The 14,485-nt window shown below is 72.9% G+C and carries 15 protein-coding genes; 10 read left to right on the forward strand and 5 right to left on the reverse strand.

Annotated elements, in window-relative coordinates:
* Positions 1-77 precede the first annotated feature (77 nt).
* From EDF33_RS04720 to EDF33_RS04740, 5 genes are all read left to right on the forward strand, one after another.
* The gene (locus EDF33_RS04720) at positions 78-2,054 is read left to right on the forward strand and encodes a DUF11 domain-containing protein (protein ID WP_132099414.1); all 1,977 of its coding nucleotides are present in this window, start codon (positions 78-80) and stop codon (positions 2,052-2,054) included.
* 146 nt (positions 2,055-2,200) lie between these two features.
* Entirely contained in the window at positions 2,201-2,860 is a 660-nt protein-coding gene (locus tag EDF33_RS04725) for a DUF308 domain-containing protein (protein WP_123293438.1), read from the forward strand.
* The gene (locus EDF33_RS04730) at positions 2,857-3,120 is read left to right on the forward strand and encodes a hypothetical protein (protein ID WP_131881922.1); all 264 of its coding nucleotides are present in this window, start codon (positions 2,857-2,859) and stop codon (positions 3,118-3,120) included. The genes EDF33_RS04725 and EDF33_RS04730 overlap by 4 nt, the downstream gene beginning before the upstream one ends.
* A 123-nt stretch (positions 3,121-3,243) precedes the next feature.
* Positions 3,244-3,783, forward strand: a complete 540-nt coding sequence (locus EDF33_RS04735) for a sigma-70 family RNA polymerase sigma factor (protein ID WP_131881924.1) — start codon at positions 3,244-3,246, stop codon at positions 3,781-3,783.
* Positions 3,773-4,540, forward strand: coding sequence for a hypothetical protein (locus EDF33_RS04740; protein ID WP_131881926.1), 768 nt, complete (start codon positions 3,773-3,775; stop codon positions 4,538-4,540). Before EDF33_RS04735 ends, EDF33_RS04740 begins: the two co-directional genes overlap by 11 nt.
* A 72-nt stretch (positions 4,541-4,612) precedes the next feature.
* Here the strand turns inward: EDF33_RS04740 and EDF33_RS04745 are convergent, their stop codons facing one another.
* Positions 4,613-5,491, reverse strand: coding sequence for a LysR family transcriptional regulator (locus EDF33_RS04745; protein ID WP_165918713.1), 879 nt, complete (start codon positions 5,489-5,491; stop codon positions 4,613-4,615).
* An 81-nt stretch (positions 5,492-5,572) separates the two neighbouring features.
* Between EDF33_RS04745 and EDF33_RS04750 the strand changes: the two genes are divergently transcribed.
* Both EDF33_RS04750 and EDF33_RS04755 read left to right on the forward strand, forming a co-directional pair.
* Positions 5,573-6,856 carry an MFS transporter gene (locus tag EDF33_RS04750; protein WP_131881930.1) on the forward strand — a complete coding sequence of 428 codons (1,284 nt, stop codon included), beginning with the start codon at positions 5,573-5,575 and terminating at the stop codon, positions 6,854-6,856.
* 131 nt (positions 6,857-6,987) lie between these two features.
* Entirely contained in the window at positions 6,988-7,593 is a 606-nt protein-coding gene (locus tag EDF33_RS04755) for a hypothetical protein (RefSeq protein ID WP_131881932.1), read from the forward strand.
* A gap of 140 nt (positions 7,594-7,733) precedes the next feature.
* On the opposite strand, the gene EDF33_RS04760 is transcribed toward EDF33_RS04755, so the two are convergent.
* Positions 7,734-8,654 (reverse strand): cation diffusion facilitator family transporter, encoded by a 921-nt coding sequence (locus EDF33_RS04760; RefSeq protein WP_111086907.1) that lies wholly within the window; start codon positions 8,652-8,654, stop codon positions 7,734-7,736.
* Positions 8,655-8,701: 47 nt separating this feature from the next.
* Here EDF33_RS04760 and EDF33_RS04765 point away from each other — a divergent pair, with 47 nt between their 5' ends.
* Complete coding sequence (locus EDF33_RS04765) at positions 8,702-9,367, forward strand: DUF4166 domain-containing protein (RefSeq protein WP_132099415.1); 666 nt, start codon at positions 8,702-8,704, stop codon at positions 9,365-9,367.
* Between the two features lies 1 nt (position 9,368).
* Positions 9,369-10,346, forward strand: coding sequence for a DUF1731 domain-containing protein (locus tag EDF33_RS04770; protein WP_123937353.1), 978 nt, complete (start codon positions 9,369-9,371; stop codon positions 10,344-10,346).
* On the opposite strand, the gene EDF33_RS04775 is transcribed toward EDF33_RS04770, so the two are convergent.
* Positions 10,315-11,304, reverse strand: a complete 990-nt coding sequence (locus EDF33_RS04775; RefSeq protein ID WP_132099416.1) for an EamA family transporter — start codon at positions 11,302-11,304, stop codon at positions 10,315-10,317. The genes EDF33_RS04770 and EDF33_RS04775 overlap by 32 nt on opposite strands.
* A gap of 71 nt (positions 11,305-11,375) precedes the next feature.
* Between EDF33_RS04775 and EDF33_RS04780 the strand changes: the two genes are divergently transcribed.
* The gene (locus EDF33_RS04780) at positions 11,376-12,290 is read left to right on the forward strand and encodes a LysR family transcriptional regulator (RefSeq protein ID WP_123937355.1); all 915 of its coding nucleotides are present in this window, start codon (positions 11,376-11,378) and stop codon (positions 12,288-12,290) included.
* Between the two features lie 86 nt (positions 12,291-12,376).
* On the opposite strand, the gene EDF33_RS04785 is transcribed toward EDF33_RS04780, so the two are convergent.
* On the reverse strand, positions 12,377-13,186 hold the full coding sequence (locus EDF33_RS04785) for a L,D-transpeptidase family protein (RefSeq protein WP_243692355.1): 810 nt from the start codon (positions 13,184-13,186) through the stop codon (positions 12,377-12,379).
* 2 nt (positions 13,187-13,188) lie between these two features.
* Positions 13,189-14,454: a hypothetical protein gene (locus tag EDF33_RS04790; RefSeq protein ID WP_123937356.1), complete on the reverse strand. Its 1,266-nt coding sequence runs from the start codon at positions 14,452-14,454 to the stop codon at positions 13,189-13,191.
* Between the last annotated feature and the right edge of the window lie 31 nt (positions 14,455-14,485).

A 14,485-nucleotide genomic window follows, 5' to 3' on the forward strand; every position in this document is an offset into this window, starting at 1 on the left:
CAGGAGGCCCGTGGCCGCGTTCCACAGATCGGTTCCGGCCCGCCGTCCGGTGACGCCCGGATCGCGACGATCGGGGCATGACAGAACCCACTGCTCCAGCATCCGTCCCACGTCCGGTCCGGTCGCGGGTGGCCCGTCGCCTCGCAGCGGCGTGCACCGCGCTGACCGCGCTCGCCGTGCTCGCGGCACCGACGATCCTGCCCACGGGGTCGAGTGCGGCGACGCTCGACTTCCCCTACGTCAACCAGTTCTCCAGTGCGTCCGGCGGCGCCCTGCACGGTGACGCCGCGGTCTCCGGCGGACGACTCCGGCTGACCGCGGACGTCCGCAACCAGGCCGGCGCCTGGTCGACGAACGACACGTTCCCCTCGGACACCGGGCTCGAGATCGAGTTCACCTACGCGATGCACACCGCGAAGGACGACCCCGGGGCCGACGGCCTGCTGCTGTACCTCGCCGACGGTGCAGCGGCACAGGGCGTGGGATCGTTCGGTGCCGGGCTCGGGTACGCCTGCCGCAAGGAGGCCACCGAGGGCGGCGGGCGGCTGTGCGACCTGCCGGGGGTGCCCGGTGGCTTCGCCGGGATCGCGATCGACCACTACGGCAACTTCTCGTCGCGCATCAACGCCTCCGGGCCGGGAGCCCAGCCGGACCACGTCGTCGTCCGCGGCTCCGGCAACGGGCTCGAGGGCTACCGGTACGTCGCCGGGGCTCCCGCTCCCGGCGGCACGGTGACGAACGGGTCGACGCCGCGGACGGTGCGCATCACCCTGCTGCCCGGGGACGCCGGCGAGCTCTCGATGACCGTCCGGCTGCAGGTCGGCTCGACGATGCGCACCGTGCTCGACGCGGTCCCCCTGCACGGGGACGACCAGGCACCGCTGCCGAGCACCCTCCGCCTCGGGTTCGCCGGCGCCACCGGCAGCCACGTGAACAACCACGAGGTGGACGCCCTCAGGGTGTGGAAGCCCGCCGACCTGTCCGTCGAGCACGACCTGCCCGCCACCGCCGTCGCCGGGGAACCCGTCCGGTACACCGTCACGGCGCGCAACCCCGGACCGAACGCCGCCGACCCCAGCCCGCTGCAGGTGGACGTCCCGGACACGATCGAGGGCGCTTCCTGGACGTGCGAGGCGGCGGAGGGCTCTGGCTGCGCCACCCCGTCCGGGCAGGGCGACGTGGCGACCGACCTCGACCTGCCCCGCGGTGGTTCGGCGGTGGTGACGGTCGAGGGGCGGATCGCCGACGGCGTCGAGGGGCCGGTCGAGAGCGTCGCCACCATCGCACCACCGACGTCGTTGTCCGACACGAACGAGTCCGACAACACCTCGCGGGCGAGCACGACCGTCACCACGCCGCCGGTCGTCGCCCACGTCGAGACGGACAAGACGGTGTCGCCGTCCACCGTCGAACCCGGCGACGAGGTGGAGTACACCGTGACCGCACGGAACCGCGGACCGTCGGTCGCCCAGCAGGTCGGCGCGGTGGACGACCTGCCCGAGGCGATGCGCTTCGTCGGGTCCGACGACGGCTGCACGGCCGAGGGGCAGCGGGTGACCTGCCGGTCGGACGTGGCGCTCGCCGTGGGGGAGACCCACGACTTCCGGCTCCGTGCCGTCCTCGACCCGGAGTACCAGGGGGACGGGTCCGACGTGGTGAACGTGGCCACAGCGACCTCCCCGACGGACCCGGACGGCGGCGACCCGTCGACCGAGGTCGCGATCGTCGTCGAGCAGGACGACGACGGGCCCGCGCCGTCCCCGTCCCCGTCCCCGTCCCCGGCGCCCGGACCCGACGACGACGACGAGGCATCGGTGCCGGATGCTCCCCGCGGTGACGACGGCAACGACGACGGCGACCGGGATCCCCGTGGCCCGGTCGCCGACGCGGGACCGCAGGTCGCACGCGGCGCCCTCGCGTACACCGGCGTCGACGACCTCGGACTGCTCGCCGCGCTCGCAGCGGTGGTGGTCGCGGCCGGTTCGACGTGCTGGTGGCTCGCTCGTCGGCGTGCACGGCGGTCGGTGGTGACGGACGACCAGCCGCGGTCCTGATCCAGCGAACGGGGTGGCGTCGTTCGGGCGACGCCACCCCACCGGGTATTCGAGCATCCTCAGTGCTGCGGGACCCCCGGCGGTCGGTCGGCTGCCACCGCGGCGGTAGGATCGATCTCACGATCCGCATGCCTGAAAGAGGTCCCGTGTCCGACACCGTGGACGACGCCACCACCGTGAACGAGGCGACCCAACGCGCGCGGTACTGGCCGATCCCGATCCTCCGGGCCGTGCCCGCCGCGGTCGTCGCGCTCGTCATCACCTTCTCGACGAACCACGCCGCCGGCTACGGCCTGCTGCTGTTCGCCGGCTTCGCGTTGGTCGAAGGACTCGTGCTCCTGTGGGCGGGCGTCGCGCGGCTCCCGCTCGACGGTCGGTCCCGCCGCACCACGTTGCTGCAGGCCGTCATCACCCTGCTCGCCGCGGTCGCCGGGTTCGCCGGCAACGGTCTCGGGCTGCCGGCGTTCATCTCGGTCATCGTCGCCTTCGCGGTGCTCACCGGGGCCCTCGAGCTGGCACAAGGGCTGCGGGCTCGTCGTCGTTCCCCCTTCGCGCGGGACTGGACCACGATCGGCGCACTCACCCTGCTGCTCGCGATCGCGTTCCTCATCACCCCGCCGGACTACTCGCAGCAGCTCGGTGGGGTGGAGCAGGTCACCGGCACGCTGGACGCCTCGATCGTCCTGGTCGGCCTGCTCGGCGCCTACCTCGCCATCACGGCGGTCTTCCACGTGATCGCCGGCCTCTCGCACAAGTGGGGCACGGCCACGCCGGCCGTCGCCCCGGACGGAGCACCACACGCATGACCACCCCCAGCCGTCGTGACCGTCTGCGCCCGGTCGAGCTCCTCGGGATCTCCGCGATCATCGCGGTGTTCACCGGGCTCGTCGTGCTGTTCTCGACGCGGGAACTGCAGCTGGCCGTGATCTTCCTCGGCGTCGCGTTCATCGTGGTGGTCGTCGTGCTCGCGATGCTCCAGCTCGCGTCGACCAGCGACCAGGACGACAACGACATGCTCGGCGGGCACAAAGCGCCCGGCGACGGCGAGGGCGACGACTTCCACTGATCCGCATCGGGCGCGGTCGATCGCACCGCGGTCCGGACACGCCCGGGATCACGTTTCCGCCACGGTCCTGTCAGGATCGTGGGTCCTGCCGACACCTCTGGGTGAAGGAGGTGGGATGTGGACGTGACGACCGGCACCGACACGGACGAAGGACTCGTCCGTGCGATCGCGCAGGGGGACACCGGTGCGCTCGCACGGGTGTTCGACCGCTACGCCGCCACGCTCACCCGGTACGCCTGGGCACTCGTCGACGACCGGTCCGACGTCGAGGAGATCGTGCAGGACACGTTCCTGACGCTCTGGCAGCGGGCGGCGACGCTCGAGCTCCCGGCGGACACCGTGCTGCCGTGGCTGCTCGTCGTCTGCCGGAACCACGCCTTCAACACCGGCCGGAAGCAGGCGCGTCGGCGCGCTGACGAGCTGCCCGAGCACCTGGCCGCTCCCGCCGACCAGGACGAGGCCCGTGACCTCCTGCGCTGGGTCCGCGACGAGATCGCCGAACTCCCAGCCACCGACCGCCGCATCTGCGAGCTCTGCCTGCTCGAGGGGTACTCGTACGCCGAGGCCGCCGAGATGCTCGGACTCAGTGTCGGAGCGGTCACGCAGCGGGTCTCCCGCAGCCGACGCCGACTCAAGAAGGTGGTGACGCACGATGAACACTGAACCTCCCGAGGGAGACGACCTGCAGCGCATGCTCGTCTCGATGAAGCAGAACGTCCTCGAGCGCGCCACCCCGCGGTCCGCACGGCGGCGGGGCCGATCCGGCATCGTCATCGGTGTCGTGGCGCTCCTGGCCGTGGGCACCGCGACCGGAGCCGTCGCCCTGACGCTCTCCCAGCAGGACACCCCGGTCGCCGCGCCCACCCAGACGCAGGTGCCCGAGCCCTCGCCCACCGCGACGACCCCGTCCTCCGCGCCGATCACCGGTGCACCGACCCCGACGTCCACACCGAGCGCCCCGGTGGACGTGGCGACGATACCGACGGACTGTCGCGCGCTCGTCTCGGCAGCGGACTACGACCGCTTCTTCGGGGACACTCCGTTGACGCAGGCCGATCCGCCGTCGGGAACCGATCGGGTCCCCGACGGCCAGGACCCGGCAGGCGTCGAGTCGAAGGTCTCCTGCACGTGGCGTGACCCGCGCGCGGACGTCTCGGGGATCGAGGTCCGGGTCGGGACCGCCACCGAGGCCGCCATCCAGCAGGAGATCGACGAGTTCCCGGCGCACGACGGCGGGGGGACGTGCACCGAGCGCGACGGCGGGACGTTCTGCCAGTCCCGCGGGATCGTGGAGCCCTACGGCGTGGAAAAGGCGTACACGTACTTCGCCCGAGGTGACACCTGGATCACCATCGAGCAGACCAACGTCCCGACCGACGGGCTCCTGCCCGCTCTCATCGCGACGATCTGGGGGGACTGACGGCCGGGAGGCCCGTGGCGGACCCGCCCCGCGCCTCCCGTCCGTCGGTGGGACCCACCAACCGGCGCCGCGTCACACGACGCGCGCCGCGACGAGGTCGCGTGCGAGCGTCCGGACGGCACGGTTCGGCTCCGGACTCGTGCGGATCGCCAGGCCGATTCGGAGTGGTTCGATCGCGTCCTCGAGCTCGAGGACCGCGCCGTCGTGCCGCACCCCGGAGTCCGGCACGACCCCGACCCCCAGCCCCGCCGAAGCGAACCGGATCACCGCGGGCATGTCGTTCATCTCGGCGACGATCCGCCGCCGGATCCCGAGCCGCTCGAGTGCGCCGTCCAGGATGATCCGGTTGCCGAACCCGTGCGCGGTATCGACGAAGGGCTCGTCCGCGAGCTCGGCGAGCGACACCGAGGCGCGCCCCGCCAACGGGTGGTCCGACGCCGTGAAGACTCGGAACGGCATCTCGCGCAACGGTTCGACCACCACTCCCGCCGGCACCGTCGGCAGCCCCGTGTACGCGAGGTCGAGGCGCCCGGCGACGAGGTCCTGCACGAGCCCGGTCGTGCCGGACGGCGAGGTCATCAGCTCCACGGTGACGAGCGGGTGCCGCCGCCGGAACCGCTGCAGCACGCCGGTCAGGTCGACGATGTCCATGCTCGTGAAGATGCCGAGCCGCACCCGTCCGCGCAGGTCGGCGTCGTCCACGGTCGCCAGGTCGCGCATCCGGTCGAGCGACTCCAGCACGGCGCGGGCGTGGGGGAGCAGGTCCTCGCCGGCGGTCGTGAGCACGAGGTGCCGTCCGGTGCGGTCGAACAGCCGCACGCCGAAGGTCCGCTCGAGCGAGGCGATCCCGGCCGACACCGTGGACTGCGCCGCCCAGAGCCGTTCGGCCGCGCGGGTCACGCTGCCCTCGGCGGCGACGGTCACGAACTGTTCGAGCAGGCGGGTCTCCATCTCCCCATCATCGATCCGATCGATGGGCGGCATCAAGAGCATCCGTTGGACTCGATGCTCGGCGCGCGCGATCATCGGAGCATGTCAACCGTGACCGACACCCCGACGGGCGCTCTCCCCGCCACCCCAAGCGCTCCCGCGAGCGACCGCGTCCCGGCCCCGCGCGGTCGTCGTTCGCACACCCGTCGGCGCCACGGCTTCGGCTTCTGGGCCGTCGCCTTCGCGTTCCTGTCGGTGATGGCCTTCGCGACCGTCCCCGCACCGCTCTACGTCATCTACCAGGCACGGGACGGCTTCCCGACGTTCACCACCACGATCATCTTCGCCGCGTACGGCGTCGGGGTCGTCGGGTCCCTGTACCTGGCCGGGCACCTCAGCGACGTGCACGGGCGGAAGCCGCTCATCCTCGTGTCGATCGCGCTCGAGCTCGTCGCTGCCGTGCTGTTCCTGGTCTGGAACGACGTCACCGGCCTGATCGTCGCTCGCCTGGTGACCGGCCTCGGCGTCGGCACGCTCACCGCCACGGCGACCGCCCACCTCGGTGAGCTGCGGGTCCGTGCGACCGGTTCGTCCGACTCGGCGAAGGGCGCGAGCGTCGCCGCCGGTGCCGTGAACCTCGGCGGGCTGTCGCTCGGCGCCCTCGTCGGCGGGGCGCTCGCCGAGTTCGTCGGAGCGCCGCTCATGGTGCCGTACGTCGTCTTCGTCGTCGCGCTGACCGTGGCCTTCGTGCTCGTCCTCGTGGTGCCGGAGACCGTCGCCCGCCCCGAGACCCGCGTGCCCTACCGCCCGCAGCGCATGCAGGCGCCGGAGGGCAAGGCCGCCGCGTTCTGGGCAGCCGGTGCCGCAGCGTTCGCGGCCCTCGCGGTCCAGGGGCTCTTCACCTCGGTCGCCCCGACGTTCCTCGGCACCACCTTCCACGTCACCGACCGGCTGGCGGCCGGTGCGACGACCTTCGGGGTGTTCGCCGCGAGTGCGGTCTCGCAGATCGTGTTCGCCCGGCTGACGCAGCGCACCCAGATCCGACTCGGCATGGTGCTCCTGGTCGGCGGTCTGGCGGTGCTCGCCGTCGCCGCGGTCCTGCTGCAGGTCGCCGGCTTCATCGGCGGTGGCGTCGTGGCGGGCGCCGGGGTCGGGCTGCTCTTCCGGGCCAGCATCGCGAGTGCCGGAGCCCTGGTCGGTCCCGAGCGTCGGGGCGGGGTGCTCGCGGCCACGTTCCTCATCGCGTACGCCGGGCTGACGGTGCCGGTCGTGGCCGTCGGGGCGGCGCTCCTGGTGATCCCGACCCTGCCCGTCCTGATCGGGTACGTGGTGCTCGTCGCCGTCCTGGCCGTCGTCGCCGGCACCCGACTGGCCGCGCGCGCCTGACGCGGGGCGGGCCTCCCGTCCGCCCGTCGCATCCCGGAACCAGGTTCCGGACACCGCACCACGCGATCGCGCGGTGTCGTGTCCGGAACCTGGTTCCGTCGTCAGGGGCGCACTCCCGGCATACTGGGCGCGTGCCCCAGAACCGCAACCGTCCCGTGATCACGGGGATCGCGGCCGTGGTGGCCGCCGGTCTCCTCGCCGGCGGGCTGTTCCTGACGGCGCGGCAGGGCGCGGACGACCCGACCATCGGCGCCGGATCGAGCTCCGGGGCGCCGAGCGACGCTGCGACCGCCTCCGGCGACGGCACCGTCACGATCACCCGCACCGGGCCGGACCTGCCCGGCGACACCACCCTGGCGCGGTGCGACTCCACGACCCAGGCGGCCGTCGCCCAGTACGACACCGCGGCGCTCGGCCGGGTCACCCTGCAGTGCGGCACCTCGGCACAGGGCTACGAGCACATCCGGCAGCGGCACACCGCCGACTGGCAGGGAGTCGTCGCGGGCCACGGTTCCCGCGACTGGGACGACGCGATGCTCACTGCCGTGCAGACGGCGCTGGTGTCGCCGCGAGCAGGGTTCCCGGTCGACGCCGGCGACGGCAAGGTCTGCTACGCGGCGCCGGTGCGGTTCGACGACGGGTCGCGCCCGGAGGCGGACCCGTTCGTGAAGGTCATCGTCTCCGCCACCACCGACCGCGTCATCACGGCGTACCCGACGCGCACCGACGACTGCTGACGCGGGCGGGGGCGCGGTCGAGGTCGCGGGCGTGAGTGCTTGCGTGCGCATCTTCCGACAGAACATGCGTCGATCGACTCGAGCACCGTCGCAGAACGGGTGTGGCCCGCCGCACCAGCGACGGACCCGCGCCAGCACCCCTACGCGTGCACCTCGTGCTCGTGCCGCCGGTGCGACGCGGGCTCCAGCTGGAAGGTCGAGTGCTCCACGGGCACGTCGAAGTGCTCCGCCACGCACTGCTGCAGCTCGTCGAGGATCCGCGGAGCGTGCGCCGTCGAGAAGCACTCGTCGTCCACCACCACGTGGGCGGTCAGGTTCGGGACCCCCGTCGCCACCAGGGTCGCGTGCAGGTCGTGCACGGCGATGACGTGCTCGAGCTCGAGGATGTGGCCCCGCACGTCGTCGAGGTCGAGCCCCGGCGGCGTGGACTCGAGCAGCACGTTCGCGGTCTCACGCAACAGCCGGATCGCCCGCGGCAGGATGAGCAGGCCGATGAGGATCGCAGCGACCGAGTCGGCACGCTCCCACCCGGTGAGCATGAGCACGACCGCGGCGGCGATGACGGCGACCGAGCCGAGGGTGTCGTTGAGGACCTCGAGCCGGGCGGCGCGCGAGGTGAAGCCCTCGCCCGAGGCCCGCAGCAGCACGCCGTAGGCCACCAGGTTGCCGACGAGTCCGATGATGCCGAACACGAGGAGCGGTCCGGAGTGGATCTCGGCGGGCACGAACAGCCGTTGGATCGCGGAGATGATCACGAAGACGCCGACCGCGAGCAGGATCGCCGCCTGGGCGGTGGCACCGAGCACCTCGGCACGTTGGAAGCCCCACGTGCGCTGCGTCGTCGGGCTGCGGCGGGCGAGCCGCGTCGCGACGAGGCCGATGCCGAGCCCACCGGTGTCGACGACCATGTGCCCGGCATCGACCAGCAGCGCGAGGGAGCCCGTGACGACGGCGCCGACGACCTCGGCCAGCAGGATCGTCGCCGAGATGCAGAACGCGATGAGCAGTGCGCGCTCGGACGCGTGCCCGTGCGAGTGCCCTGCTCCGTGGTCGTGACCCATGTGCCACATCGTAGGGATCGGCACCGACGACATGCCAGGATCGGGACGTGACCCGGTCGCCCTACGAGCTGTCCACACCATCCGACGTGCTGGCCCGGTTGCACCCGCGGCTGTCGGCGTACTTCGGCGCGATCCCGCCCGGTCACGTCGGCTGTGGTGAAGGGGTGTTCGACGTCGTCGGCACACCGCGCCGGTGGCTCTGGCCCCTCCTCGCCTGGTTCGCCCGCGATTCCGTCATGTTCCCGGTCTGGGAACGGGACGTCCCCTTCACGGTCGAGAACCGGCCGGCTCACGTCCGTCGTGGTCGTGCCGGACGGGAGGCCCACCCCGCGGTCCGCGCGCACCGCACCTTCCGGTTCCGCTCCGGCAGCCGCACGATGGTGGACGCCATCACCGCCGAACCGGACGGCCTGGTCGACCACCTCGGTCGCCACGGGCGCGTCAGCGCCCGGCTCCGGGCGGAGGTCGACGCGCACGGGCCGGACGCGGGCGCCCTGCGCCTGGTCTCCACGCGCGTGACGTTCCGTGCGCTGGGACGCGAGGTGCGCCTCCCGGCCGCCCTGTCACCACGTGTGACGCTCACAGAACGATTCGATGACGAAGCGGACCTGCAGCGCGTGTCCCTGGTGCTCTCGGCACCGGTGCTCGGCACGCTGTACCGGTACGAGGGGGCGTTCCGGTACGAGATCGCGCCGGACACAGGACGGGGATGAGATGAGCGACCAGAAGGGCCGCGTCGTGATCGCGGGCGCGAGCGGGTTCGTGGGGCAGTACCTGCGGGACGCCTTCACCGAAGAGGGCTACCAGGTCGTCACGGTCGGCCGGACCGGTGACGCGGTGTGGGGCAACACCCTGCGCATCCGCGAGCTCGTCGACGGTGCGGCCCTCGTCGTGAACATGGCGGGCAAGAGCGTCAACTGCCGGTACGGCCGCCGGAACCGCGCCGAGATCACGCGCTCGCGGGTGGACACCACGCTCGAGCTCGCCGAGGCCATCCGCACCGCCGAGCAGCCGCCACCGCTGTGGCTGAACGCCTCGACCGCGACGATCTACCGGCACGCCGACGACCGCCCACAGGACGAACTGACCGGCGAGCTCGGCGAGGGCTTCTCGGTCTCGGTGGCACGCGCGTGGGAGGACGCCTTCTTCGGCGCGGACCTGCCGTCGACCCGCCGGGTGGCACTCCGGATGGCGATCGTGTTCGGCGACGGCAGCGCACTCGTGCCGCTCCTCCGGCTGGCGCAGACGGGCCTCGGCGGGCCACAGTACGACGGCGCCTGGGTGCCGACCCGGTCCCGGCTGCGGGCGGGGACGTACCACCACCACCGACCGACCCGCGGCCGACAGCGGTTCAGCTGGGTGCACATCGCCGACGTCCTCGGCTCGATCCGGTTCGTCCGCGACCACCCGGAGCTCGAGGGGCCGGTGAACGTGTCGAGCCCGAACCCGTCCGACAACCGGACCGTGATGGCGACGATCCGCGACGCCGTGGGCCGCCGGTTCGGACTGCCGACGCCGCGGTGGATGCTCGAGGTCGGCTCCTTCGCGATCCGCACCGAGACCGAACTGGTGCTCAAGAGCCGGTGGGTGGTGCCGACGCGGTTGACCCAGGCGGGTTACGAGTTCCGCTACCCGCACCTGCGCGGTGCGCTCGCCGGGATCATCGCGGAGCGTCGCCAGCACCGGGGCTGAGCACCGGCACCGGGACTCCGTCGACCGGCGTCGGCACCGGGACCTCGGAAGGCGACGAGTGCGACGGACCCGACGCGCGTGCCGGTCGCGACGCGCGCGCCGGTCGCGACGACCACAGCACCGCCCCGACCACGACGGCACCGGCGAGCACCTCGACCAGGTCGGGCACCTCGCCGAAGGCCGCCCACGACGCGAGCACACCGACGACCGGCACGAGCATCGAGAACGGCGCGACCGTGCTCGACGGGTAGGTCGCCATCAGCCGCGACCAGATCCCGTAGCCGACCAGGGTCGCGACCAGCACGATGTAGAGCAGGCCGAGGTCGGCCGGCAGCGCCTCGGCGGTGAAGGCCGTGCCGAGTGCGGCGCCGATGCGGTCCGGCCCCTCGACCACGAGCGACAGCACGGCCATCGGGATCGGCGGCACGACCGACCACCAGAGCGTCAGGTGCAGCGGGTTCGCGGCTCCTGCTCGTCGGGTCGCCACGTTGCCGATCGCCCACCCGAGCGCGCCGCAGAGCGCCAGCACCACCGGGAGCAACGCCGCCGTCTGCGACCGGTGCAGGGCGATCAGGCCGAGGGCGGCGACCGCGATCGTCACGCCGATGACCTGTCGCCCGGTGAGCCGTTCGTGCAGGAACACCCCGGCGAGCACCACGGTGAACGGCGCCGAGGCCTGCAGCACGAGCGAGGCGAGCCCGGACGGCATCCCCGACGCCATGCTCAGGTACAGGAACGAGAACTGCAGCACCCCGAGCCCGAACCCGACGAGCAGCAGCCGTCCGAACGGGATCTTCGGCCGCGGGACGAACAGCAGCGTGGGGACCGCCAGGATCGTGAACCGCAGGGCCGCGAGCAGGAACGGCGGGAAGTGCTCGAGGGCGAGCGCGGTCGCGGGGAAGTTCAGGCCCCAGACGACGGCGACGACCAGGGCGAGGAGGCGGTCACGGGTGGTCATGCTCCGATCGTCGTGGCTCGGAACGTGTAGGACCAGCGAATTGTTCGCAACCGACGTTGTAGCCTCCCTGCATGGTCGACTTCGACGTGCAGCTGCTCGCCGTCCTCCGCGAACTCGCCGAGCGCGGCAGCGTCACCGCCGTCGCCGAGGCCACCCACCGCACGCCCAGCGCGGTGTCGCAGCAACTGCAGACGCTGCAGCGGCAGGTGGGCGTCCCGCTTGTCGAGCGCATCGGACGCGGCGTCCGGCTCACCGCCCACGGCGAGGTGCTGGCCGGCCTGTCCGCCGGCGTCGCCACGGCGATCGCCCGGGTCGACGCCGCGTGGCAGGAGCACCTGGGCGGTGCGACGGGCCGCGTCGACCTCGCGATCTTCCCGTCGGCGGCTGAACTGCTGCTACCCGGAGTCCTCACCCGGATGCGCGCGCACCCCGGCATCGAGCTGGCCCTCGTCGACGTGGACGTCAGCGAGGGGGAGTTCGCACCCCTGGCCGCCGACCACGACATCGTCGTCGGACACCGGTCGGACGGGGTGCGGCCGGCGGACCAGGGATCGGTCGAGACCGTGCCGCTCCTGCGCGAACCGCTCGACGTCGCGGTGCCACCGGGACACCGGCTCGCCGGTCGTGAGCGGGTCGGGATCGACGAGGTGGTCGGCGAGACCTGGATCGGCGTGCCCGAGGGCTACCCGATCGACCGGGTCCTGCAGGCGATGGCGGCGGCGTCGGACGCCCCGCCGAGCGTCGCCTTCCGGACGATCCACCTGCCCGTCATCGAGAACCTGGTCGCAGCGGGCCACGGGGTCGCGCTCGTGCCGCGGTACACCTCGGGCACCCGGGCGTCCGGCCGGTTCCACCTGGCCGAGCTGGCCGACGTGCGTGCGGGGCGCCGGATCGAGGCGCTGGTCCGCCCCGACCGTGCGGTCCGCCCCGTGGTGCGCACCGTCCTGGAGGCGCTGGTCGCCGAGGCCCTGGACGTCACCACCTGAGACGGCCGCGCCCACTGCCGGGCGCACGCCGTGCCTCCAGTCCGGGTGTGCGCCACGGCAGACCCGTTTCGTGCGCGGAAACGCGCTCAGCGCACCTGGAACGGTGTGCCGAGCGGCAGGAGCTCGGCCAGGGCGCTGATGTCGGCGTTGTGCATGCGGATGCAGCCGTGCGAGGCAGCGGTCCCGATGCTCGAGCTGTCGTCGGTGCCGTGCAGGCCGATCTGGCCCGGGCCGCCGCCGAACGAGTTGAGCACGTCCGAGAACGCCGTCGTGCCGTACGCGTACGGGCCGTAGCCGCTGTTCGTCGGGGCGAGCAGCTCGGTCAGGGCGAAGCGGCCGGTCGGCGACGGGGTGCCGCCGGTGCCGGTCGCGACGGGGTAGCTGTCGACGACCTTGCCGTCCTTGTACAGGTCGAGCGTGTTCTCCGCGCGGGTGACCACGATGGCGTACGGGTCCTCGGTGAGGGTGACCGCGCTCGTCGGGACCCACCCGGTGCTGCCGTTCGGACGCTGTGCGAGCTGTACCTGCGCCCAGCCGTCCCGCTGGTCGACCACACGGAAGACGAGTGGTGCGCCGGACTGCTGCGGGTTCGACAGGGTGGTCGTGGCCGCGCCGCCGGGCGTACGGCTGACCGGCACGCTGTCACCGCGGACGGCCGCGACGGTCGTGCTCGCGGGCGCGTCGACCGCATCGGTGGGGCCTGCGGAGCGCGTCGGGCCCGGTGTCGCCGTGGGGGTCGGCGTCGCGCTCGCGGCGACGGACCGTGTCGGGGTCGGCGCGGGGGCCGCCGACAGGGGGCCGAAGGCGACGAACGCCACCGCCCCGGCGCAGACGACGGCCACGGCGGCGGCGATCAGTGTCGCGCGCCGCCGTGGCTCGGTCGGGAGGATCGGCAAGATCAGCCCGTGAAGGTCGCCGTTCCGGGCACCGGCACGGCGACCGGCGCCGTGGCGGCGTCAGCCGTCACGGTGAGCGTCGTCGCGGCCGTCTGCCCCGACGACAGGCCGACGAGACCGAGCACGTAGGTGCCGGCCGAGTCGACGAGGTCGGCGGGCAGGACGATGGTCCCGGAGACGTTGCCGTCAGCGTCGGCGCGGAACTGGACGCCGGGGATCGCGACGGCGTCGGCTGCGTCGCCGACGGCAGCGGTGACGACCTCGTTCGGGGCGAAGCCCGAGCCCTGCACGCGGACACCGGTGGTGGTGGCCTCGGTCAGCGTGGCGGAGGTGGTGAGCAGACGTGCTGCCGCGGTGGGCTGCGGCGTGAAGTACGTCGTGGTGTCGTCGATGCGCAGGGCCGAGATCGAACCGCTGGCGTCGGCGGCGAGGGCCTGGGCGTCGGACTCGAGCGGCGAGGCGAGGCTCTTCAGCTCGCCGCCGGGGGCGGTGGTCGCGTCAGGAGCCTCGGTGGTCGGCGGCGTCGGGGCGGTCGTCGGCGTCTCGGTGGGTGCGGGCGTCTCGGTCGGGGCCGGCGTCTCGGTCGGGGCGGGCGTCTCGGTCGGGGCGGGCGTCTCGGTCGGCTCGTCGGTCGCGGGCGGTGCGGGGACCTCGGCGGTGATGTCGATGCCGACGTAGACGACGTAGCCGACGACCTCGGCGTCTGCTGCCTTCAGGTCGGTGGCGAGCTTCGAGGTCGACTCGACCTCGCCGGTGGCGGGGTCGATCCACCGGGTGAGGCCGTCGCTGACACCGTCGGTGTTGCGGGCGTCGGTGGCGAAGACGACGGTCTGCGCGCTGGTGTCGCCGCCCTCCTGGATCGCGAGGCCGAAGCTCGTCGCCCCGGTCGTGGTGGTGCTGAGGCCGGAGGCGAGCGCCCCGACCTCGCCGCCGGGCACCGGCTTCGTCAGGCCGCGGACCAGGCCGACGGCCTCGCCGTCGGAGACCGACAGGCCGTCCTCGTCGAGCGTCGCGAAGTCGGTGATCTTCCCGCCGGCGGTCGGGTCGGACAGTGCCGCCCAGTACCACTTGTCGTTCAGCGGGACGGTGCCCTCGGGTGCCGCAGTGAAGTCGGCGGCCGAGTCGGTCCAGGTCACGATCGCCGACGCGGCGGTGGTCGTCTGGTTCGCGGTGGAGACGGTGGGGACGAGCGCAGCGGTGACGCCGAGCACGGTGGCGCCGACGGCGGCCGCGGTGATGCGGGAACGAAGCACGGTGTGGAGATCCATCCGGTCAGAGGACAGGGGTCGTCCTCTGTGA

This window comes from Curtobacterium sp. PhB146, from assembly GCF_004342995.1.
Lineage (GTDB): Bacteria > Actinomycetota > Actinomycetes > Actinomycetales > Microbacteriaceae > Curtobacterium.

Bases quoted from the DNA above. Each gene is read 5' to 3' on its own strand.
- EDF33_RS04780 (WP_123937355.1), top strand. From the start codon at position 11,376: ATGGTCGACTTCGACGTGCAGCTGCTCGCCGTCCTCCGCGAACTCGCC.
- EDF33_RS04745 (WP_165918713.1), bottom strand. From the start codon at position 5,491: ATGGAGACCCGCCTGCTCGAACAGTTCGTGACCGTCGCCGCCGAGGGC.
- EDF33_RS04790 (WP_123937356.1), bottom strand. From the start codon at position 14,454: ATGGATCTCCACACCGTGCTTCGTTCCCGCATCACCGCGGCCGCCGTC.
- EDF33_RS04760 (WP_111086907.1), bottom strand. From the start codon at position 8,654: ATGGGTCACGACCACGGAGCAGGGCACTCGCACGGGCACGCGTCCGAG.
- EDF33_RS04775 (WP_132099416.1), bottom strand. From the start codon at position 11,304: ATGACCACCCGTGACCGCCTCCTCGCCCTGGTCGTCGCCGTCGTCTGG.
- EDF33_RS04720 (WP_132099414.1), top strand. From the start codon at position 78: ATGACAGAACCCACTGCTCCAGCATCCGTCCCACGTCCGGTCCGGTCG.
- EDF33_RS04770 (WP_123937353.1), top strand. From the start codon at position 9,369: ATGAGCGACCAGAAGGGCCGCGTCGTGATCGCGGGCGCGAGCGGGTTC.
- EDF33_RS04750 (WP_131881930.1), top strand. From the start codon at position 5,573: ATGTCAACCGTGACCGACACCCCGACGGGCGCTCTCCCCGCCACCCCA.
- EDF33_RS04740 (WP_131881926.1), top strand. From the start codon at position 3,773: ATGAACACTGAACCTCCCGAGGGAGACGACCTGCAGCGCATGCTCGTC.
- EDF33_RS04730 (WP_131881922.1), top strand. From the start codon at position 2,857: ATGACCACCCCCAGCCGTCGTGACCGTCTGCGCCCGGTCGAGCTCCTC.